The 20,394-nt window shown below is 63.3% G+C and carries 17 protein-coding genes; 9 read left to right on the top strand and 8 right to left on the bottom strand.

The features are described from left to right. The first annotated feature begins 6 nt into the window (after positions 1-6). Positions 7-1,299 carry a fibril amyloid transporter FapF gene (locus C4K27_RS15040; RefSeq protein WP_053261064.1) on the top strand — a complete coding sequence of 431 codons (1,293 nt, stop codon included), beginning with the start codon at positions 7-9 and terminating at the stop codon, positions 1,297-1,299. A 61-nt stretch (positions 1,300-1,360) separates the two neighbouring features. Here C4K27_RS15040 and C4K27_RS15035 read toward each other — a convergent pair whose 3' ends face one another. After that, on the bottom strand, positions 1,361-2,686 hold the full coding sequence (locus tag C4K27_RS15035; protein ID WP_053261063.1) for a sigma-54 dependent transcriptional regulator: 1,326 nt from the start codon (positions 2,684-2,686) through the stop codon (positions 1,361-1,363). 351 nt (positions 2,687-3,037) lie between these two features. Here C4K27_RS15035 and C4K27_RS15030 point away from each other — a divergent pair, with 351 nt between their 5' ends. Together C4K27_RS15030 and nhaB are read left to right on the top strand one after the other, a co-directional pair. Further along, complete coding sequence (locus C4K27_RS15030; RefSeq protein ID WP_007926479.1) at positions 3,038-3,304, top strand: hypothetical protein; 267 nt, start codon at positions 3,038-3,040, stop codon at positions 3,302-3,304. A 410-nt stretch (positions 3,305-3,714) separates the two neighbouring features. Beyond that, positions 3,715-5,217, top strand: coding sequence for a sodium/proton antiporter NhaB (nhaB, locus tag C4K27_RS15025; protein ID WP_053261062.1), 1,503 nt, complete (start codon positions 3,715-3,717; stop codon positions 5,215-5,217). Between the two features lie 126 nt (positions 5,218-5,343). Here the strand turns inward: nhaB and C4K27_RS15020 are convergent, their stop codons facing one another. The 3 genes from C4K27_RS15020 to gnd are packed head-to-tail and all read right to left on the bottom strand — an operon-like array spanning position 5,344 to position 8,692. After that, entirely contained in the window at positions 5,344-6,165 is an 822-nt protein-coding gene (locus tag C4K27_RS15020; protein WP_053261061.1) for a Cof-type HAD-IIB family hydrolase, read from the bottom strand. Further along, on the bottom strand, positions 6,162-7,682 hold the full coding sequence (zwf, locus tag C4K27_RS15015) for a glucose-6-phosphate dehydrogenase (protein WP_053261060.1): 1,521 nt from the start codon (positions 7,680-7,682) through the stop codon (positions 6,162-6,164). The genes C4K27_RS15020 and zwf overlap by 4 nt, the downstream gene beginning before the upstream one ends. Next, the gene (gene gnd, locus C4K27_RS15010; RefSeq protein WP_223815939.1) at positions 7,679-8,692 is read right to left on the bottom strand and encodes a phosphogluconate dehydrogenase (NAD(+)-dependent, decarboxylating); all 1,014 of its coding nucleotides are present in this window, start codon (positions 8,690-8,692) and stop codon (positions 7,679-7,681) included. The genes zwf and gnd overlap by 4 nt, the downstream gene beginning before the upstream one ends. 230 nt (positions 8,693-8,922) lie before the next feature. Here gnd and C4K27_RS31230 point away from each other — a divergent pair, with 230 nt between their 5' ends. The 6 genes from C4K27_RS31230 (at position 8,923) to C4K27_RS14985 (ending at position 16,690) form a co-directional block, all read left to right on the top strand. Further along, positions 8,923-9,096, top strand: a complete 174-nt coding sequence (locus C4K27_RS31230; protein ID WP_007922719.1) for a DUF6026 family protein — start codon at positions 8,923-8,925, stop codon at positions 9,094-9,096. A gap of 284 nt (positions 9,097-9,380) precedes the next feature. Beyond that, positions 9,381-11,123, top strand: a complete 1,743-nt coding sequence (locus C4K27_RS15005) for a phosphoethanolamine transferase CptA (RefSeq protein WP_053261058.1) — start codon at positions 9,381-9,383, stop codon at positions 11,121-11,123. A gap of 217 nt (positions 11,124-11,340) precedes the next feature. After that, positions 11,341-13,587, top strand: coding sequence for a TonB-dependent siderophore receptor (locus C4K27_RS15000; RefSeq protein ID WP_053261057.1), 2,247 nt, complete (start codon positions 11,341-11,343; stop codon positions 13,585-13,587). Between the two features lie 186 nt (positions 13,588-13,773). After that, on the top strand, positions 13,774-13,995 hold the full coding sequence (locus tag C4K27_RS14995; protein ID WP_053261056.1) for a hypothetical protein: 222 nt from the start codon (positions 13,774-13,776) through the stop codon (positions 13,993-13,995). Positions 13,996-14,600: 605 nt separating this feature from the next. Beyond that, positions 14,601-15,275: a heavy metal response regulator transcription factor gene (locus C4K27_RS14990; RefSeq protein ID WP_007922715.1), complete on the top strand. Its 675-nt coding sequence runs from the start codon at positions 14,601-14,603 to the stop codon at positions 15,273-15,275. Then, the gene (locus C4K27_RS14985) at positions 15,272-16,690 is read left to right on the top strand and encodes a heavy metal sensor histidine kinase (RefSeq protein WP_053261055.1); all 1,419 of its coding nucleotides are present in this window, start codon (positions 15,272-15,274) and stop codon (positions 16,688-16,690) included. The genes C4K27_RS14990 and C4K27_RS14985 overlap by 4 nt, the downstream gene beginning before the upstream one ends. 11 nt (positions 16,691-16,701) lie before the next feature. On the opposite strand, the gene chrA is transcribed toward C4K27_RS14985, so the two are convergent. From chrA to zapE, 4 genes are all read right to left on the bottom strand, one after another. Then, positions 16,702-17,904, bottom strand: a complete 1,203-nt coding sequence (gene chrA / locus C4K27_RS14980) for a chromate efflux transporter (protein WP_053261054.1) — start codon at positions 17,902-17,904, stop codon at positions 16,702-16,704. 21 nt (positions 17,905-17,925) lie between these two features. Then, complete coding sequence (locus C4K27_RS14975; RefSeq protein WP_009043737.1) at positions 17,926-18,417, bottom strand: GNAT family N-acetyltransferase; 492 nt, start codon at positions 18,415-18,417, stop codon at positions 17,926-17,928. A 94-nt stretch (positions 18,418-18,511) separates the two neighbouring features. Then, on the bottom strand, positions 18,512-19,117 hold the full coding sequence (locus C4K27_RS14970) for a DinB family protein (RefSeq protein ID WP_053261053.1): 606 nt from the start codon (positions 19,115-19,117) through the stop codon (positions 18,512-18,514). Between the two features lie 32 nt (positions 19,118-19,149). After that, positions 19,150-20,262 carry a cell division protein ZapE gene (zapE, locus tag C4K27_RS14965; protein WP_053261052.1) on the bottom strand — a complete coding sequence of 371 codons (1,113 nt, stop codon included), beginning with the start codon at positions 20,260-20,262 and terminating at the stop codon, positions 19,150-19,152. Positions 20,263-20,394 lie beyond the last annotated feature (132 nt).

Here is a 20,394-nt window from a genome sequence, read left to right as displayed (position 1 = left end):
TTATTCATGTATCGATCAGTCTCGCTGCGCGCAGTTGTATGCCTGAGCACGCTCCTCCCGACGGCACTGCTGCAGGCAGCGCCTGATGCCGACGTAGAGGCCCTGAAACAAGAATTACTGGAGCTTAAGCAACGTTACGAAGTGCAGCAGAAAGCACTGGCGGTATTGGAACAACGGGTACGCCAGGTCGAGGAGCAACCGGCGGCGCCACCCCCGAAACGCCTGGCCAAGTCGCCAGCGGACATGCGTGGCAACCAGCAGGTGGCCGGGACCACGGGCCAAGGCCCGACCCCGGCCGGCGGCAGTTCCTACGGGGAGTCGCTCAAGGATGATTCGCAACCGGCGCAGAGTGTGTCCAACCTGTACGACGAAGCCAGCGGCTTCTTCGGCGGCGGCAAGTTCAGTGTCGAGACCGGCCTGACCTACTCCCGTTATGACACCCGGCAGCTGATTCTCAACGGCTTCCTGGCGCTGGACTCGATCTTCCTCGGCAATATCAACCTGGACCGGATCAAGGCCGACAACTGGACCCTCGACCTCACGGCCCGCTACAACCTGGACAACCGTTGGCAGTTCGACGTCAACGTGCCGGTGGTCTACCGCGAATCGACCTACCAGTCCGGCGGCGCGCAAAACGGCGCGGCGGGCGTCACCAGCGAAAAGACCGTGTCCAAGGACCCGACCCTCGGCGACGTGAACTTCGGCATCGCCTACAAATTCCTCGACGAATCGGTCAATACCCCGGACGCGGTGTTGACCTTGCGCGTCAAGGCACCGACCGGCGAAGAACCGTTCGGCATCAAGCTGCGCCAGGTCCAGGACAACACCAACCTGTTCGTCCCGGATGACCTGCCGACCGGTAACGGCGTCTGGTCGATCACCCCCGGCATCTCGCTGGTCAAGACCTTCGACCCGGCGGTGCTCTTCGGCACCCTCTCCTACACCCACAACCTGGAAGAATCGTTCGACGACATCAGCTCCACGGTTAACCAGAAGACTCCGGGCAAGGTCAAGCTCGGCGACAGCTTCCAGATCGGCATGGGCATCGCCTTCGCCCTGAACGAGAAGATGAGTATGTCGTTCTCCTTCTCGGACCTGGTCCAGCGCAAGAGCAAGCTCAAGGAAGATGGCGGCGACTGGCAGTCCGTGGTATCCAGCGATGCCAACGCCGGCTACTTCAACGTCGGCATGACCGTGGCGGCCACCGACAACCTGACCATAGTGCCCAACCTGTCCATCGGCCTGACCGACGATGCGCCGGACTTCACCTTCAGCCTGAAATTCCCTTACTACTTCTAAACGCCAACCAAAAAAAGGCCCGCGGCGATCACCTCGCCGCGGGCCTTTTCGTCGCACCGCCCTAGCGGATCTGATGCTTGTGCAGCAACCGGTAGAAGGTCGGGCGCGATACGCCCAGCACCCTGGCCGCGACACTCAGGTTGTTGCTGTGCCGGCTCAAGACATCGCACAGGGCTTGGCGCTCGGCCCGATGCTTGTAGTCCTCCAGCGTACCCATGGGCGCGATGCTCGCCTGCGGACTGAGCAGGCCCAGGTCCCGGGCCTCGATCTGCCGGCCCTCGGCCAGTACCAGGCCGCGCCGCACCCGGTTGGCCAGCTCGCGGACATTGCCCGGCCAGTCGTGCTTGCCCATGGCCACCAGCGCGTCTTCGCTGAAACTGCGCGGCCGGCGCCCGGTTTCCTGGCTATAGAAGTGGGAAAAGTGGCTGGCCAGCATGCCGATATCGCCATGCCGTTCGCGCAATGGCACGGTGACCACCTGCAACACGTTCAGGCGGTAATACAGGTCTTCGCGAAAGCGCCCCTTGTCGATCGCCGCCTCGAGGTCGACGTGAGTCGCCGCCAGCACCCGTACATCCACCGGGATCGGCTGGCTGCCGCCCACGCGTTCAATGTGTTTTTCCTGCAAAAAGCGCAACAGATTGGCCTGCAGTTCCAGCGGCAGGTCGCCGATTTCGTCGAGAAACAGGGTGCCGCCATGGGCCGCCTCGATACGCCCGACCTTGCGTTGATGGGCGCCGGTGAACGCGCCCTTCTCATGGCCGAACAGTTCGGACTGGATCAGGTGCTCGGGGATCGCCCCGCAGTTGATCGCCACGAAGGGTTTGCTGTGGCGCTGCGACTGGCGGTGCAGGGTCCTGGCCACCAGCTCCTTGCCCGTACCGCTTTCGCCGCGAATCAGTACCGGCGACTCGGTGGGCGCCAGCTTGCTCAAGAGCTTGCGCAAGTCGCGGATCGGTCGGCTGTCGCCCAGCAACTCATGCTCGGGCTGAGCGACATGAATATGCCCCTGGCCACGCAGGCGGGCCATGCCGAAAGCCCGTCCGAGTGTCACCTGGACCCGCGAGACATCGAACGGCAGGGTGTGGAAATCGAAAAACCACTCGCAAACGAAATCGCCGACCTTCTGCAGGCGCAGCACGTCCGGACTGAGCACCGCAATCCACTCGGTACCGCTGCGGCTGATCAGGTCCTTGACCGCTTCCGGTCGCTCCAGGTGAAAAGCCTGCAAACGCAGCAAGCCGACGTCACAGCCGCGATCGACGGCCGATTCCAGGTCACAACTGTCGACATCCCAGCCCACCGTGCGTAATCCAGGCAGCAGACGATGGCAATCGTCGCACGGGTCAACCACTAAAAGGCGGCGTAAGGCGGTCGCTTCAAGCATGACTGTTCCTTGGCGCCAAAAAGAGGAAAAGTTATTAGAAACAGTAGTTTGGCAAACCTGGCTGTAACATTAGCAATTACTTGACGCTGTCTTGTATCGATTGTTTATAGCACCAATCACCATTTGGACTAACCCTTAGATGGATCCAAAAGCCCGGTTTAATTGCCTGCGCCAATCTTTCATTCAGCTTTCAAAAGAAGGCTCTGAATCGCGGGTGTGAACAAAAGTTGTAAATTCTGGTCTTTCTATGTGACCTGATCCCTGGTTCGAGACATCAGTACAAGTAACCAGCCGAACGGTAAGCCCAACCGACGGCACATCATTTGATTGGGCACATAGAGAGAAGACCCCATGAACGCCCCGCTCCGTATCAACGAAGCACTTTTGATCGCCGACCGCGCATTCCAGCCATTTCAATGCGTCGCCTGGGCCCCACAAGACGGTAACGGCGAACTGAGCCTGACCGTCATCGACCGCACCAATACCCGTATTGGCCGCAAACAGATTCCAAGCAGCGCCTACTCCGACCCGGCGCAACTGGAAGACCTGCTGAAACAGGCCCGCGCCGAACTGAGCCAGGAAGGTTACACACTGCAATCCTGGGCCATGCCAGAGTAAGAACACGGACGCAGATCACCTTCGGGTGATCTGCGTTATTTTGTCGCAGTTGATATATGTCGACTCTTCGAGTCATATCTGAAAGTTCAACTCTTTCAGTTTTTTTCAGCCGCTGACCTGCTCACCAACTATAAACTCCCTCCTCTTCTTATTTCATCTCGAGCCAGACGTTAGTCCACCCGCGACAAGTTTCTTTAGTTTCCGCGGCATTCCCTTCGATGAATGCAGGCGGTCGATGCCACTCATTCTCGCCTCAAGGCCCGGTCTGAACCTGAAGGCCATCCGCGCCAGTAACCATCGACAAGCAAACCGTGACCTAGCCGAAGATTGTGGCAAAAGATTTCAGAGTTTCTTGATCTTCACCGGTGCTTGCGGCAAGTTGCGCGCTTCTTCAATACAAGGAGCAGCCAATGTCCGGTTCACTGGCCCAGGCTTTCACCCACAACTTTCTCGGCCATTCACCGCGCTGGTACAAAGCCAGCATCCTCGCCTTCCTGCTGCTCAATCCCTTGCTGCTGTTCACGGTCGGCCCGGTGGCGGCCGGCTGGATGCTGGTGGCCGAGTTCATCTTCGCCCTGGCCATGGCCCTCAAGTGCTACCCGTTGATGCCCGGCGGCCTGCTGGTGCTGGAAGCCGTGGCGCTGGGCATGACCACGCCCCAGGCGCTGTACGACGAACTGGTGCACAACTTCCCGGTAATCCTGCTGCTGATGTTCATGGTGGCCGGCATCTATTTCATGAAGGAGCTGCTGCTGTTCCTGTTCTCCCGGCTGTTGCTGGGGGTGCGTTCCAAGGCGCTGCTGGGCCTGCTGTTCTGCTTTCTCTCGGCCTTCCTCTCGGCGTTTCTCGATGCCCTGACGGTGACCGCGGTGATCATCAGCGCCGCGGTGGGCTTCTATTCGGTGTATCACCGGGTGGCGTCCGGCAACGACCCGCGCCAGGACAGCGAATTCAACGACGACCAGCACTTGCCGCAACTGCACCACCAGGACCTCGAACAGTTCCGCGCCTTCCTGCGCAGCCTGCTGATGCATGGCGCGGTGGGCACCGCCCTGGGTGGCGTCTGCACCCTGGTGGGCGAGCCGCAGAACCTGCTGATCGGCCATGAAATGGGTTGGCACTTCGCCGACTTCTTCCTCAAGGTCGCCCCGGTGTCCCTGCCAGTGCTGGTGGCCGGGCTGGTGACCTGCGTGCTGCTGGAGAAACTGCGCTGGTTCGGCTACGGCACCCTGCTGCCGGACAACGTGCGCGCGGTGCTGGCCAACTACGCCGCCGAAGACAACGCCGAACGCACCGACCGGCAACGCGCGGCGCTGCTGGTACAGGGCGTGGCCGCGCTGATCCTGATTGCCGCGCTGGCCCTGCATATCGCCGAGGTCGGCCTGATCGGCCTGATGGTGATCGTGCTGATTACCGCCTTCACCGGCATCACCGACGAGCACCGCCTGGGCAGTGCGTTCAAGGATGCGATGCCGTTCACCGCCCTGCTGGTGGTGTTTTTCGCGGTGGTGGCGGTGATTCACGACCAGCAGCTGTTCACCCCGCTGATCCAGTGGGTGCTGGCGCTGCCGGCGAGCCAGCAGCCGGGCATGCTGTTTATCGCCAACGGGCTGTTGTCGGCCATCAGCGATAACGTGTTCGTCGCCACCATCTACATCACCGAAGTGAAACAGGCCTTCGCTTCCGGACTGATGAGCCGCGAACACTTCGAAACCCTGGCGGTGGCGATCAACACCGGTACCAACCTGCCGAGCGTGGCCACGCCCAACGGCCAGGCGGCGTTCCTGTTCCTGCTGACCTCGGCGATCGCGCCGCTGGTGCGCCTGTCGTATGGACGCATGGTGTGGATGGCGTTGCCCTACACCGTGGTGATGGGGGTGCTGGGCTGGTATGCGGTGAGCTACTGGCTGTAAGGATGTAGCCGCTGCCGTAGGCTGCGATCGACCCGCAGGGTCGCGGCGGTCTCCAGATCGCTGAAGGCCTTCGGCCTTATCGTCCGAACGCGGCCCGAGCCTGCGGCAGCGGCTACAGGTTTTGCATTAGCGCGGCAGGATGAATCGTTCGATTGCCTCGGCGGCGCCATCCACGACATTGCTGCCCGTCACCAGGTCGGCCTGGCGTTTCACCGCCGCTTCGGCCTGGCCCATGGCAATCGACAACCCGGCCTGCTGGAACATCGCCGGGTCGTTGCCGCCATCGCCCAGCGCCGCGGTGCGCGCAAGCGGCACCCCGAGAAACTCCGCCAGGGTGATCAGCGCCTGCCCCTTGTTGGCCTGCAGCGCCGTCACATCCAGGTACACCGGCTGCGAACGGGAGACCTGCGCCTGCCCACCGACCTGCTCCAGCAAACGCGCCTCCAGCGCCACCAACAGTTCAGTGTCGGCACTGGCGGCGACTATCTTGTCGATGCGCGGCAGGTAGTCCTCGAAGCTCTCCACCACCACCGGCGGATAACCCAGGCCATGCTGCTCGCGCGGCACCATCGGCCCATGGGGATTGCGCAGCAGCCATTCACCGTCGGCGAACACCCAGACTTCGACTTCCGGCTGCGGCGACAACAGCGCCAGGACAGTGTTGGCGACCGCTACCGGCACATGGTGGCGCACCAGGAAACTGCCATCGGGATTGACGAGGGTGCCGCCATTGAACGCCGCGGTCGGCAGGTCGACGCCCAGGGCCTCGATCTGCTGCAACATGGCCCGCGGCGGCCGCCCGGTGGCGAGGCTGAAGAACACCCCGGCTTCGCGCAGCGCGCGCACCGCGGCGATAGTGCGCTGGCTCAAGCTGTGATCGGGCAGCAGCAAGGTGCCGTCCATGTCGCTGAGCAGGAACTGGATGGGATGCTGCCCCTCGCCCCTCATCCGAGGCTGTGCCATTCACGGCCGTCGCGGGTCAGCAACTCGTCGCCGGCCGCCGGTCCGTCTTCACCGGCCCGGTAGATATGCACCTTGGCCTTTTCCTTCCAGGCATCGAGGAACGGCTGCACCGCGCGCCAGCCATTTTCGATGTTGTCGGCGCGCTGGAACAGGGTCTGGTCGCCGGTCAGGCAATCGTAGATCAGCGTCTCGTAGCCGGTGGAAGGCTGCATCTCGAAGAAGTTCTTGTAGGCGAACCCCAGCTCGATATTGGCCATCTCCAGGGTCGGCCCGGGCTTTTTCGCCAGCAGGTCGAACCACATGCCTTCATTGGGCTGGATCTGGATGCGCAGGTAGGTCGGCTGCAAGTGGTCGACCTCGGTATCGCGGAACTGCGCGTACGGCGCAGGCTTGAAGCAGATGGCGATCTCGGTGTCGCGCACGCTCATGCGCTTGCCGGTGCGCAGGTAGAACGGCACGCCGACCCAGCGCCAGTTGTCGATCATCACCTTGAGGGCGACGTAGGTTTCGGTGTTGCTGTCCGGGGCCACATTGGCCTCTTCGCGGTAGCCGGCCACCGGCTTGTCGCCCGCCTTGCCCGCCACGTACTGGCCACGCACCGAGTTGGCCAGGGCCTCTTCGGTGCTCCAGGGACGAATCGCCCCCACCACCTTGGCCTTTTCGCCGCGCACCGCGTCGGCGCCGAAGGCCGCCGGCGGTTCCATGGCGACCATCGCCAGCAGCTGGAACAGGTGATTGGGCACCATATCGCGCAGGGCGCCGGTGTTTTCGTAAAAGCTGCCACGGGTTTCCACCCCGACGGTTTCCGCCGCGGTGATCTGCACGTGGTCGATGTAATGGTTGTTCCAGAAAGCCTCGAACAGGCTGTTGGAGAAACGGCTGACCAGAATGTTCTGCACCGTCTCCTTGCCCAGGTAATGGTCGATCCGATAGATCTGCTTCTCGCTCATCACCTTGAGCAGGCATTCGTTCAGCGCTTGCGCGGTGTGCAGGTCGGAGCCGAACGGCTTCTCCACCACCACCCGGCGAAACGCGTTGTCCCCTTCGACCAGCAACCCCGACGCACCCAGGCGCTGCACCACTTCACTGAAGAAGCGCGGTGCGGTGGCCAGGTAGAACACCGCATTGCCGGTGCCGCTGGCGGCGATTTTCGCCGCCAGCGCGTCATAGGTGCTGTCGTCCAGGAAGTCGCCCTGGACATAGCTGATGCCATTGGCCAGCTTGGCCCAGAGCGCCGGGTCCAGCGCTTGCGCGCCGCTGCCGACCTTGCCGGCAGCCTCGGTGCGAATGAAGTCCTCGAGCTTCTTGGCGAAATCCACATCGCTGATCGCGTTGTGATCGACGCCGACAATCTTCAACCCCTCATCCAGCAAGCCGTCACGGTTGAGGTTGTACAGCGCCGGCATCAGCAGGCGCTTGACCAGGTCGCCATGGGCGCCGAATAGAAACAGTGTGGTGGGTGGAGCGGGTTGAGCCTTGGACTTCTTTCGCGAGGAGGTCATTTTTTCGGAGTCTCCACGTGGCCGCCGAAGCCGAAACGCATGGCCGACAGCATCTTGTCGCCATAGGTGCTCTGCTGGCGGGAGCGGAAACGAGCGAACAGCGAGCTGGACAGCACAGGAACCGGCACCGCCTGCTCGATGGCGGCTTCGATGGTCCAGCGACCTTCGCCGCTGTCGGCCACTTCGCCGGAGAAACCGTCGAGCTGCGGATCGCTGGCCAGGGCGTCGGCGGTCAGGTCCAGCAACCAGGACGAGACCACGCTGCCACGGCGCCAGACTTCGGCGATATCAGCGACGTTGAGGTCGAAGCGCTGGTCTTGCGGCAGGCTTGGCGAGGCTTTGGTCTTGAGGATGTCGAAGCCTTCGGCGAAGGCCTGCATCATGCCGTACTCGATGCCGTTGTGGATCATCTTGACGAAGTGCCCGGCACCGGCGGGGCCGGCGTGGATGTAACCGCGCTCGGCGCGATCGTCTTCGGCCACCCGGTCCTTGGTCCGCGGGATGTCACCCATGCCCGGTGCCAGCGCATCGAACAGCGGGTCCAGGCGGCGGACGACCTCGGCGTCGCCGCCGATCATCATGCAGTAGCCGCGCTCCAGGCCCCAGACGCCGCCGGAGGTGCCGACGTCGATGTAGTTCAGGCCTTTTTCCGCCAGCGCCTGGGCGCGACGGATGTCGTCCTTATAGTAGGTGTTGCCGCCATCGATGATCACGTCGCCCGGTTCGAGCAACTGGCTGAGGGTCTCGATGGTGTCTTCGGTAGGCGCGCCAGCCGGCAGCATGACCCAGACCGCGCGCGGCTTCTCCAGGCCGGCGACCAGGGCCGGCAGGTCGGCGACGCCCTTGGCGCCTTCGCCACTCAGGGTGCTGACAAAAGCGCTGTTGCGGTCATAGACCACGGTTTCATGCCCATTGAGCATCAGGCGCCGCGCAATGTTTCCGCCCATGCGGCCCAGTCCGATAATCCCCAGTTGCATGTGCTGATGCTCCTTACTACTAAATTGTGTCAAAAGGTTATAGCCCAACGAGGCCAGTGAGGGTTAGTCCAGAGCGGCTGGACTAAGTTTCCCAAGCAGTGAGTGGATAACGACGCGAATCGCTTCGAAGGCACAACGACCGCTGAAAATAAAAAAGTTCCCTTTGCCGGCAAAAGAAATCAAAATTGCCGCCGATAGTGTTTCAGGCCCCGGAATTCGAGCGGCCGGACCACAGTTGATGCACGCCATTTGCGAGGTGAGCAATGGGCACAGTACTACCGGCACGACCAGCACAAACCCTCTACGTCACTATCCGTCGTGACGAGTTGCGCGAACTGAAGAACGAGCGCGACCAGTTGAAGCAAGAGCTGGCGCAACTGCGCCTGGCATTGCAGAACCAGGGTCAGGTGGCTGCCGTCACCCAGCTACACGCCTGAGAATCCGAGGAACCCGCCCGCCGTGGCCGGTCCTTGCAACAGGTTATTAATGAAGCCGGCTGAGTCCTTGATGGATCGCCGGCTTCTTTTTGCCCGTCGCTTTTTACCCTACCCGCCTCCTGGCGACGGCATTATCTGACACGCAGGTACCAACTCACAAAGTTTTCACACCTGCTTGTGGATACTCCGGCGCAATATTGCCGCCCCCACGGGCGCGGCGCGCGTTCGCCGAGGTAGTCGAAGCTTTCCGGCGAATGTCATGTTCAATGAAGCTGGAGCGCTCGATGGCAGTGTTTAAACGCGATAAGACATCCGCGAAAGGGTTTGACTGGGCGGGCCTGGGCTGGCTCTTCCTGTTCTTCTGGTACTTCTCCGGCATCACCCAGTTACTGATCCAGCTGACCGACACCTCCGGGTTCGCCGGTTTCCGCCAGGCCTTCATCATGAGCGCGATCTGGCTGGCGCCGATGCTGCTGTTCCCGGCCCGCACCCGCGCGATGGCCGCCGTCATCGGCATCGTGCTCTGGGCCTGTTCCATGGCCAGCCTGGGTTACTTCTTCATTTACCAGCAGGAGTTCTCCCAGAGCGTCATCTTCATCATGTTCGAGTCGAACCCCTCCGAAGCCGGTGAGTACCTGACCCAGTACTTCGCCTGGTGGATGGTGCTGGCGTTCCTCGCCCATACCGCCTTCGCCCTCTTCCTCTGGACCCGCCTGCGCCCGGTCTACCTGCCGCGCGGTCGCGCGCTGGTGGCGGCCATGGCCATCCTGATCGCCGTCATCGGCTACCCGCTGATCAAGCAGACCGCGCGCACCGGCAGCTTCGCCGGCGGCCTGGAGAAATTCGAGACGCGCATCGAGCCCGCGGTGCCGTGGCAGATGGTGGTGGCCTACCGGCGCTACCGCGAGCAGCTGGAAAACATGCAGGGCATGCTCGACAACGTGAGCAAGATCCCGCCGCTGCACAACCTCAAGGACAGCATGGCCAACCAGCCTTCGACCCTGGTCCTGGTGATCGGCGAGTCGACCAACCGCCAGCGCATGAGCCTCTACGGCTACCCGCGCCAGACCACGCCGGAGCTGGACAAGCTCAAGGACCAGCTGGCTATCTTCGACAACGTCATCACCCCGCGCCCCTACACCATCGAAGCCTTGCAGCAGGTGCTGACCTTCGCCGACGAAGAAAACCCGGACCTGTACCTCAAGACCCCGTCTCTGGTCAGTGTGATGAAGCAGGCCGGCTACAAGACCTACTGGATCACCAACCAGCAGACCATGACCAAACGCAACACCATGCTCACCACCTTCTCCGAGCAGGCGGACGAGCAGGTCTACCTGAACAACAACCGCAACCAGAACGCCCGCCAGTACGACGGCGACGTGCTGGAGCCGTTCTCCAAGGCCCTGGCCGACGGCGCGCCGCGCAAGTTCATCGTGGTCCACCTGCTGGGCACCCACATGAGCTACCAGTACCGCTACCCGCCGAGCTACGACAAGTTCACCGACCGCGCTGGCGTGCCGGCCGGCGTGCGTGACGACCAGGTGCCGACCTACAACAGCTACGACAACGCGGTGCTGTACAACGACTTCGTGGTCTCGAGCCTGATCAAGGACTACGCCAAGACCGACCCCAACGGCTTCCTGCTGTACCTGTCGGACCACGGCGAAGACGTGTTCGACTCCGCCGGCCACAACACCCTGGGCCGCAACGAAGGCAAGCCGACCGCGCCGATGTACACCATTCCGTTCATCGCCTGGGCCTCGCCGAAGTGGAAGCAGAACCATGACTGGAACTTCGCCGGCGACCTCGGCCGCCCCTACAGCAGCTCGCACTTGATCCATACCTGGGCCGACATGGCCGGCCTGAGTTCCGACGAACTGGACCGCAGCAAGAGCCTGGTCAGCGACAGCTTCAAGCCGCGCCCGCTGCTGATCGGCAACCCTTATGAACGCAACGAGAAAGCCCTGATCGACTTCAGCCTGATGAAGCCCAAGGCCCCGCCTGCCGCCGCGGTGGTGCAGAAATAAGTCGTGCAGAAGTAAGTCGTACAGAAATAAGCGATGCAAAAATAAGCCGTTTCCTATGGGGCTCACGCAGCCCCGTAATACCGGCCCTCAATGCCCCTTTATGGGGCATTTTTACATCTCGAAGATAATAATTATTCTCGTTTGACCTAAATACCCTTCCGCCTTTTCGTCTCAGTGCAAACGGATTTTTTCCCTCGACGACAAGGAGGCGGCAGCGATGCTCGCGCCATTCACCCGTTCCATGACTTTGACATTCGGCCTGTGCGGCGCGGTTCTGAGCCCCGAGCTGCTGGCCGAAAGCGAACCCGCCCAGAACCCCGACCGCGGCGCCAGGACCCTGGAGCTCGATGCCACCAGCGTCACCGCCCAGGGCCTGGGCGCCACCACGGAAAATACCGGGTCCTATACCACCGGCAGCATGAACACCGCCACGCGTCTGAACCTGTCGATCAAGGAAACCCCGCAATCGGTGTCGGTGGTGACCCGCCAGCAGATGGACGATTTCAAACTCGACACCTTGTCCGAGGTGCTGGGGCAAACCACCGGGGTGGTGGTCCAGCACCTGGACTCCGACCGGGTGAGCTATTCCTCCCGCGGCTACTCCATCAACAACTTCCAGATCGATGGCATGCTCAACACCTTCAACCGCATGAAGTCCGATTCGGACACCATCATCTACGACCGCATCGAAGTGGTCCGCGGCGCCACCGGCCTGACCACCGGCGCCGGCGACCCTTCGGCCACGGTCAACATGGTGCGCAAGCGACCGACCTACGAGTGGGCGGCCAAGGCCGGCGTCAGCGGCGGCAGCTATGACAACTACTACAGCTACGTCGATGTCGGCGGCCCCCTGGGGTTCGACGGCCGCCTGCGCGGGCGCACGGTGCTGGCCTATCGCGACAGCCAGTCGTTTCGCGACCACTACCAGCTGCAGCGGGAAGTCGGCTACGGCATTCTCGAGGCCGACCTGAGCGACAGCACCACCCTGGCGGTGGGCTACGACTACCAGGACAAGCAGGTCCAGGGCACCTCCTGGGGCACCGTGCCCTACTGGAACGCCGCGGGCGGCAAGGCCAACCTGCCGCGCTCCACCAACATGGCGGCGCACTGGAGCTCCTGGCCGCTCAAGGACAAGACCGCCTTCGCCACCCTCGACCAGCGCCTGGGCCACGACTGGCACCTGAAAGCCGCCTACACCCACCGCGACAGCGACAGCGACGGCAAGGTCTATTACGGCGGCGCCGGTTTCCCGCAAGCCGACCGCTCGGGCATGACCGCCTGGGCCAGCCATATGATCGGCACGCAGAAAATGCGCGTGTACGACTTCAACCTGGCCGGTCCCTACAGCCTGCTGGGCCGCGAGCATGAGCTGATGCTGGGCTACGGCGAGGCCGAGCGCCGCGAGTCGTCACCCTACACCGTCGGCGGCCCGACACCACCGGGCTACGCCAGCATCGCCGACTGGAAATACATGGGCGGTATCGCCAAGTTTCCCGACACCGTGACCAACCTGCCCGGTTCCGGCGACAGCACCCGGCAAAAGGCCGGCTACCTGGCCACCCGCCTGAGCCTGGGCGACGACCTGCATGCGGTGCTCGGCAGCCGTTACGGCAGCTGGAGCGCCCACAGTCGTTCTCGCCGCTACGATGCCAACAACCAGCTGACCAGCCTCGAGGACACCCGCCAGCAGCACAACGACATGTGGACCCCCTACGCCGGCCTGCTGTACGACCTCACCCCGCAATACACGGTGTATGTCAGCTACACCGACATCTTCAAGCCCCAGACCGAGCGCGACGCCAGCCGCAAATACCTCGAGCCGATAGTCGGCAGCAACTACGAGCTGGGGCTCAAGGGCAGCCTGCTGGAGGAGCGCCTGAACCTGGCCACCGCGGTGTTCTGGAGCAAGCAGGACAACGTCGCCGAACTGGACAGCTCGGTGCCGCCGGACCCGGTCACTGGCGAGGAGTTCTACAAGTCGGGCGGCAAAGGCGGCAAGGTGCGGGGGTTCGAGGCCGAGGTCTCGGGCGAAATCCTCGCGGGCTGGAACCTCACCGCCGGCTACACCTATACCCACGCCCTGGACGGCGAAAAGCAGCGCGCCAACGGCGGCGAGCCGATGAACATGCTGCGCTTGTCCACGGCCTATCGCCTGCCGGGCCAGTGGCGGGCGCTGACCGTCGGCGGCAGCCTGAACTGGCAAAGCGAAATCTACGGCAGCAGCCGGCGGCCGGTGGGGCGCGACGGCGATGGGCGTATCGTCACCGAAAACACCCGCATCCATCAGCAGGCCTACAGCGTGGCCGGGCTGATGTCGCGCTACGAGTTCGACTCGCACCTGTCGGCCTCGCTCAACGTCACCAACCTGTTCGACAAAAAGTACTACGAACGGGTCGGCTTCTATAACGGCGTCTACTGGGGCGAACCGCGCACTATGACCCTGAGCCTGGACTGGAAGCTTTAACCCGCCCTTCTTCCTACACGGCCCATATCAGTGGGCCGTCAGCGCCTCTCATCCGGGATGACAGCATTGTCATCCCGCCTTCAGCGCCCTGTTAACCCCCCGTTAATAAGATCGGGCCATACTTCTATTACTGCTTCGTTACAGGGACGCGACGGAATTCCGATCACTGTTAATGGGACACCACACATGAAAGCCTCCACACTCCTGCTCGCCGGTCTGATGATTGCCAGCTCGGGTGCAGCGTTCGCCGAAGGCGGCGCTGAACGCATGAAGCACTACTGGGACAACTTCCCCATCAGCCAGCAGATACCCCGCACCGATAGCGAACAGGCGTCCTCCGAGAGTGGGAAAAAAACTCAGGCACCCGCCGAGGACCCGACCCGCGCCAGCGCGCAACCGGACACCTGAAACGCCCCGAGCTCTACTCCTCTCTGGCGATAATGCTCCTTTGGCAGAGAGGATCTTCCGGCGCCCTTTCACGGGCGCCTTTTTTATCGCTGTCGATATCAGCGACATGACCAGGGGCTATCAACTTTCTGACGTCAAAATGACAATTACGCCATCTAAGCAAGCGTCACTGCCGGCTGTATTAATATAAGTTTCCGCCAAACTTCGACATATATTGAAACAGTAAATGACACATGATCAGTTTGTAGGAGCGAGCGGGCGGCGATCCGACTTACCCGCGATGAACTTGAGAGCCCCGCGCTTCTCCAGTCAATACGCAGTAGCGTTAACGATCATCGCGAGCAAACTTCGCTCATACGATGAATCACCTCCCTTGACTTGCTATTGGATCAGTTAGTTACCGGCTGTCGAAAACAGGCACAAGCCATTGATATCAAGCACTTTAAATCTTGACCCTAAAGCCACTTCAGGCTTGAGCATTCCCCCGATCCAAACGGCTGAGGCTATTTATCAGCAGCAACTTAGCGGGTTTTATGGCTGGTCCAACAACAACTTCATATCCAGCGCCATTGAAATCGTATTAATGATCAAGAGGTCACTTTTCCATGCGCATTCTGGTTGTCGAAGACGAGCGTAAAACTGCCGATTATCTGCATCAGGGCCTGACCGAAAGCGGTTATGTAGTCGACCGCGCCGCCACCGGTGTCGACGGGCTTTACCTGATCGAACAGCAAAACTACGAACTGGTGATTCTGGACGTCAATCTGCCGGAAAAGGACGGCTGGCAGGTGCTGGAAGACATGCGCAAGGACAGCAACGCCCGGGTAATGATGCTCTCGGCGCGCGGGCGCCTGGCCGACAAGGTCAAGGGGCTGGACCTGGGGGCCGACGATTACCTGGTCAAGCCGTTCGAGTTTCCCGAGCTGCTGGCGCGGGTGCGCACCCTGCTGCGGCGCAGCGAGAACCTGCCGGCGACCGACACCCTGCGGGTCGCCGACCTGGAGCTCGATCCACGCCGGCACCGGGCCTATCGCGGCTCGCGGCGCATCGACCTGACCACCAAGGAGTTCACCCTGTTGCAGGTGCTGATGCGCCAATCGGGCGAGGTGCTGACCCGCACCCAGATCATCTCCCTGGTCTGGGACATGAACTTCGACTGCGACACCAACGTGGTGGAGGTCTCCATCAGCCGCCTGCGGGCGAAGATCGACGATGCCAGCGAGATCAAGCTGATCCACACCATCCGTGGCGTCGGTTATGTCCTGGAAGTGCGCCAATGAAAGCCGCGCAACGCACCGCCAGCAGCCTGTCCATGCGCCTGGGCCTGACCGTCAGCCTGATGGGTGCGGGCCTGGTGCTGCTGCTCGCAACCCTGGCCTACCTGGCCCTCAGCCACGAACTGGGCAGCCTGGCGCGGGAAAGCCTGGACAGCAAACTCGAACAGATCCGCCACACCCTGACCAGCGACCTGAAGACCGGCGATATCGCCGCCCGCCCGCATTCGCTGCTGGATCTGGTGATGGGCCACGACAACCTGCACCTGAGCATTTTCGCCGCCGATCCCCAGGCCGAACCGCTGCTGAACATCGGCAACCGCAACCTGGGCCCGCTGCCCGAAGCCCTGACCCAGCCGGAAAGCCCGGCGTTCCTCGACTGGCTCGACAGCACCGGCAACCGGTTGCTCAGCGCCTCCAGCCTGATAACCCTGCGCAACGGCGAACAGGTGCGGGTGGTGCTGTCCCTGGACCGGGCCAACGACCAGGCACTGCTCAGTGCCTACCTGCGTTCCACGGTGATCGCCCTGCCCCTGCTGCTGATGCTGATCGGCATCGGCGCCTGGTGGGTGGTGCAGCGCGGCCTGGCACCGTTGCAGCAGTTCAGCCGGGTGGCCGCCAAGGTCACCACCCAGGACCTGACCCATCGCCTGTCGCCGGACAACCTGCCAAGGGAGCTGGCCGAGCTGGCCCATAGCATCAATTTCATGCTGCACCGGCTCGACGGCGGCGTGCAGCAGCTCTCGCAATTCTCCGACGACCTGGCCCACGAGCTGCGCTCGCCCATCACCAACCTGATGGGCAAGGCCCAGGTCACCCTGTCCCGGGAGCGCCCGCCCCACGAGTACAAGGCGGTACTGGAGTCGAGCACCGAGGAGCTGGAGCGCCTGACCCGGATCGTCAGCGACATGCTGTTCCTCGCCCAGGTCAGCCATCCGGCCTCCCAGGTGGCGTTCGAAGCAATATCCCTGGGCGAGGAAGCGCGGCGGGTCACGGAACTGTTCGCCCTGAGCGCCGAGGAAAAGCACCTGGGCATCAGCCTGTCCGGCGATGGCCTGGTGTACGGCGACCGCCTGATGATCCAGCGGGCGATCTCCAACCTGCTGTCCAACGCCATCCGCCACAGCCCCCGGGCGTCGAGTATTTCGATCCTGGTGGAGGAACATGAATCGAGCGTGTCGCTGTCGGTGGGTAACCCCGGCGCCGGTATCCCGGAGCAGCACCTGGAACACCTGTTCGAGCGTTTCTACCGGGTCGACAGCAGCCGCTCGCGTGCCGAAGGCGGTACGGGATTGGGCTTGGCGATCGTGCGCTCGATCATGAACCTGCATCAGGGCCGGACCGAGGTCAGCAGCGTGCCGGGCAGTTTCACCCTGTTCCGCCTGGTGTTTGCCCGGCTCAATCACCCGCCGCGCACCTGACGACGCTGGCCTCAGGCCTCCAGCAGCAGGCCGACGGCGCCACCGGCGAGCACCACCAGCCAGGGCGGCAGCTTCCAGCGCATCAGCGCGGCCAGGGCCAGCAGGGCCAACCCCAGGTCCAGCGGCTTGAGGATGCTGCTGGTCCACAGCGGGTCGTACAGCGCCGCCGCCAGCAGGCCGACCACCGCCGCGTTGACGCCGGCCAGCGCGGCCTGGATCCGGCCCAGGTGGCGCAGGTTCTGCCAGAACGGCAGGACGCCGACGATCAGCAGCATAGCCGGCAGGAAAATCATCGCCAGACACACCAGCGCGCCGCGCCAGCCGTCGATGGCGGCGCCGAGAAAAGCCGAAAAAGAGAACAAGGGGCCTGGCACCGCCTGGGCAGCGGCATAACCGGCGAGAAACAGATCGTTGCTCAGCAGGCCCGGTGCGACCACCTCGCTCTGCAACAGCGGCAGCACCACATGGCCGCCGCCGAACACCAGGGCACCGGCGCGATAAAAACTGTCGGCCAGCAGCAGCGACAGGCTGGGCCAGAGCCCGGCCAGCAGCGGCAAGCCCGCCAGCAACAGGGCAAAGAGCACAAGGGCCAGGTAGCCCGTGCGCTTGCCGACCGCGATCGCCAGCCCGTCCTCGCGGTTGTCGATAGTCGGCTGGAGCAGGCCCGCGCCGATCATCCCCGCCAGCAACATCACACAGACCTGGCCAAGGGTGGTCGGCCAGAGCAGCACACTGATCGCCGAGACAAGCGTGATCAGCATACGCAGCGGCCCGCGGCACAAAGCACGGCCCATGCCCCACAGGGCCTGGGCCACCACCGCCACCGCGACGATCTTCAGGCCATGCACCAGCCCGCCGGGCAGCCCTGTACCGCTACCCGCCAGGCCCATGGCCAGGGCAATCAGGATCAGCGCCGAAGGCAAGGTGAAACCCAGCCAGGCGCCCAGCGCGCCGGCCAGCCCCGCCCGCGACCAGCCCAGGGCAAAGCCCACCTGGCTGCTGGCCGGCCCCGGGAGGAACTGGCACAGGGCGATCAGCTCGGCATAGGCCGCCTCGCTCAGCCAGGCGCGGCGCTGGACGAATTCGGTGCGGAAATACCCCAGGTGCGCCACCGGCCCGCCGAAGGAACTCAGGCCCAGCCGCAAGAACACCAGGAACACCGTCCAGGCACTGTCACGGCGGGTCACGGGGGCATCCAGGGGAGATGAGTTCATCGGCCGGCGGGCTCCAGGGGCTTACAGGGTTTTGTTCCAGAACAGCATCCGGCCATGGCTCGGGTCGAGCCTGGCGTCGTCGAAGCCGAACTTGCGGTAGGACGCCTGGGCCACCGCGTTGCCCTCCAGCACTTCCAGGGTGATCTTGCAGCAGCCGCGCTGGCGGGCGATCTCTTCGACCTTGTGCAGCATCTTCTGGCTCAGGCCCAGGCCGCGGAATTTATCGATCACCGACACATCGTGCACATTGACCAGCGGTCGGCCGGCAAAGGTGGAAAAGCCCTCGAAGCAATTCACCAGGCCGGCCGGTTCGCCACCGACAAAGGCCAGCACGCTGAACGCGTGGGGGCGCTTGGCCAGTTCGCCGGGCAATTGCCGCAACAGATCGGCGTCTAACGGCTGGCCGCCGCCCATCGGGTCCTGGGCATAGTGGTTGAGCACCAGGGCGATCGCCTCGGCGTGTACCGGGTTGGTGTAGCTGGCCTGGAGTACCAATACGTCTGCAACGTCCATGTCTGTCCTCAACAGTTATTGATCCGGGCGGGTCCCCGGGAGAGCGATTGTAAACATCGGCACATGACCAAACGAGCGGCTAGCGCGTCAAGCGCTACCGTCCTTTTTCCTCGACCGCCTCCGCGCCCCAGATCTGCGCTTCGCTCCAACCCAGCTCGGCAAAGTCCTCGGCGCGCAGGGCCGCCTCGCCCGCGCAGAAAAACTCGTCCAGCTGCGGCGGCGCCACCCGGGTGCCGCTGAGCATGGCGTGCACCTGGCCACGGTGATGCAACTGGTGCTCGAACAGATGCGAAAGCATGCGCAGCCGGGTATCGCGCTGCGGCTTTTCCCGGGCGATGGTGACGATGCGCGCAAGGTCCACATCCCGTTGCTGCTCGCAATAGGCGATCAACCGGCGGTCCACCAGCACCTGCTCGCGGCGCAGGTCGGCGGCCTGGTCGAAGGGTTCCTCGACCTCGAAAAACACATAGCAGTCGGCCCGTGGTGCCTCGCCGCGCAGCTCTCGCTCCAGCGCGTCGACGTAGAACCAGTCGCAGGTAAGGATGTGGTTGAGGGTGGCCTTCAGGCTGGGAAAGAAACTCACCCGCGGCGCCGCCAACTCGCTCGGATCCAGTATTTCCCAGGCCTTGCCCAGGCGATGATTGGCCCAGGCGTTCTGGTAAGCCATGGTCAGCAGATGATGGGACAGGGGCTGGTTCATGGTCAGGTCTCCCTTGTAATGATCAGGCGTGCTCAGCCGAAACGCTGCAGCTGCATCTCCTTCAGACGACTGAGGGTACGGCGGAATGGAAACTCCAGGTAGCCCTCGGTGTACAACGCCTCCATCGGCACCCGCGCTTCGAGGTAGAGCGGCACCTTGCGGTCATAACACTCGTCCACCAGGGCGATGAAACGCCGCACGCTGTCATCGTGCACCGACAGCTGCGGCAGCTCGCGATCGCCCGCCACCACTCGCTCGGCGCCATCCTCGGTGCCCCGGGCAATCCGCCCCGGGCGCTGTTGCGCGCTGAGCTCGGGCACTTCGCTGAGCAGGATCGCGCTGAAGCGGTCGCACAGGACCATGAAGTCCATGGCGGCAAACGGTTGCTCGCACAGGTCGGCGAAACGGCACCAGAGCACCCGCTCGCTGGCCTTGATCACCCGGACCTCGCGGTAGCCCACCGACAATACCGCGCTGGACACCGCCTGCCCCGCCGCCAGTTGTTCGAACGCCGGGCCCAGGGCGCTCGGTTGGCCGGCCGGGGTCAGCCAATAACGCTGGGTGGCCGCCCCCGGGTGCAGGCGATGGTCCTGGGCGCCGTCCACCGCCACCACCTGCATATGCGCCTCGATCGCGGCGATCGCCGGCAGGAAACGCTCGCGGTTGAAGCCGTCGGCATACAGCTGTTGCGGCGGCTGGTTGGAGGTGCAGACCATCACCACGCCCTGCTCGAACATCACCTGGAACAAGCGCCCGAGAATGATCGCGTCGCCGATGTCGTTGACGAACAGCTCGTCGAAACACAGCACCCGCACCTCTTCGCTCAGCTCGCGGGCCAGGGCCTGCAACGGGTCGGCGGTGCCGGTCAGCTGGAACGAGCGCTGATGGACCCAGCCCATGAAATGGTGGAAGTGCTGACGCCGCGCCGGCACCTCGAGGCTTTGATAGAACTGGTCCATCAGCCAGGTCTTGCCCCGCCCCACGGGGCCCCACAGATAGACCCCGGTGATCGAGCGTCGCCCTTCATGCAGCGCGACATGGCACTGCTGCAGGGCCAGCATCGCTCGCTCCTGGGCCTCGTCGGCGACGAAACCGCGCTCCTGGAGGGCGTACTGATAGGCGCTGAGGGGGGAATCGAAAGGCATGGGGGCCACGCATCCGCAAATGGGCCCGCAGTATGCCATGCCTCATCTTGCAACCGCTGCGGCTACAGGGAACGCGCTGCCGGTGTAGCCGCTGCCGAGCAGCGCGAGGCTGCGATCGGCAACACAGTTGCC

Source organism: Pseudomonas chlororaphis subsp. chlororaphis, assembly GCF_003945765.1.
In the GTDB taxonomy this organism is placed as follows: Bacteria; Pseudomonadota; Gammaproteobacteria; order Pseudomonadales; family Pseudomonadaceae; genus Aquipseudomonas; species Aquipseudomonas chlororaphis.
Note: the sequence above shows the minus strand (reverse complement) of the source record. Positions and strands in the feature narration are given on the sequence as shown.

What these genes read in the sequence shown, in the direction of transcription:
- C4K27_RS15040 (WP_053261064.1), top strand. Translation starts at nt 7, where the DNA reads ATGTATCGATCAGTCTCGCTGCGCGCAGTTGTATGCCTGAGCACGCTC.
- C4K27_RS15035 (WP_053261063.1), bottom strand. Translation starts at nt 2,686, where the DNA reads ATGCTTGAAGCGACCGCCTTACGCCGCCTTTTAGTGGTTGACCCGTGC.
- C4K27_RS15030 (WP_007926479.1), top strand. Translation starts at nt 3,038, where the DNA reads ATGAACGCCCCGCTCCGTATCAACGAAGCACTTTTGATCGCCGACCGC.
- nhaB (WP_053261062.1), top strand. Translation starts at nt 3,715, where the DNA reads ATGTCCGGTTCACTGGCCCAGGCTTTCACCCACAACTTTCTCGGCCAT.
- C4K27_RS15020 (WP_053261061.1), bottom strand. Translation starts at nt 6,165, where the DNA reads ATGAGGGGCGAGGGGCAGCATCCCATCCAGTTCCTGCTCAGCGACATG.
- zwf (WP_053261060.1), bottom strand. Translation starts at nt 7,682, where the DNA reads ATGACCTCCTCGCGAAAGAAGTCCAAGGCTCAACCCGCTCCACCCACC.
- C4K27_RS31230 (WP_007922719.1), top strand. Translation starts at nt 8,923, where the DNA reads ATGGGCACAGTACTACCGGCACGACCAGCACAAACCCTCTACGTCACT.
- C4K27_RS15005 (WP_053261058.1), top strand. Translation starts at nt 9,381, where the DNA reads ATGGCAGTGTTTAAACGCGATAAGACATCCGCGAAAGGGTTTGACTGG.
- C4K27_RS15000 (WP_053261057.1), top strand. Translation starts at nt 11,341, where the DNA reads ATGCTCGCGCCATTCACCCGTTCCATGACTTTGACATTCGGCCTGTGC.
- C4K27_RS14995 (WP_053261056.1), top strand. Translation starts at nt 13,774, where the DNA reads ATGAAAGCCTCCACACTCCTGCTCGCCGGTCTGATGATTGCCAGCTCG.
- C4K27_RS14990 (WP_007922715.1), top strand. Translation starts at nt 14,601, where the DNA reads ATGCGCATTCTGGTTGTCGAAGACGAGCGTAAAACTGCCGATTATCTG.
- C4K27_RS14985 (WP_053261055.1), top strand. Translation starts at nt 15,272, where the DNA reads ATGAAAGCCGCGCAACGCACCGCCAGCAGCCTGTCCATGCGCCTGGGC.
- chrA (WP_053261054.1), bottom strand. Translation starts at nt 17,904, where the DNA reads ATGAACTCATCTCCCCTGGATGCCCCCGTGACCCGCCGTGACAGTGCC.
- C4K27_RS14975 (WP_009043737.1), bottom strand. Translation starts at nt 18,417, where the DNA reads ATGGACGTTGCAGACGTATTGGTACTCCAGGCCAGCTACACCAACCCG.
- C4K27_RS14970 (WP_053261053.1), bottom strand. Translation starts at nt 19,117, where the DNA reads ATGAACCAGCCCCTGTCCCATCATCTGCTGACCATGGCTTACCAGAAC.
- zapE (WP_053261052.1), bottom strand. Translation starts at nt 20,262, where the DNA reads ATGCCTTTCGATTCCCCCCTCAGCGCCTATCAGTACGCCCTCCAGGAG.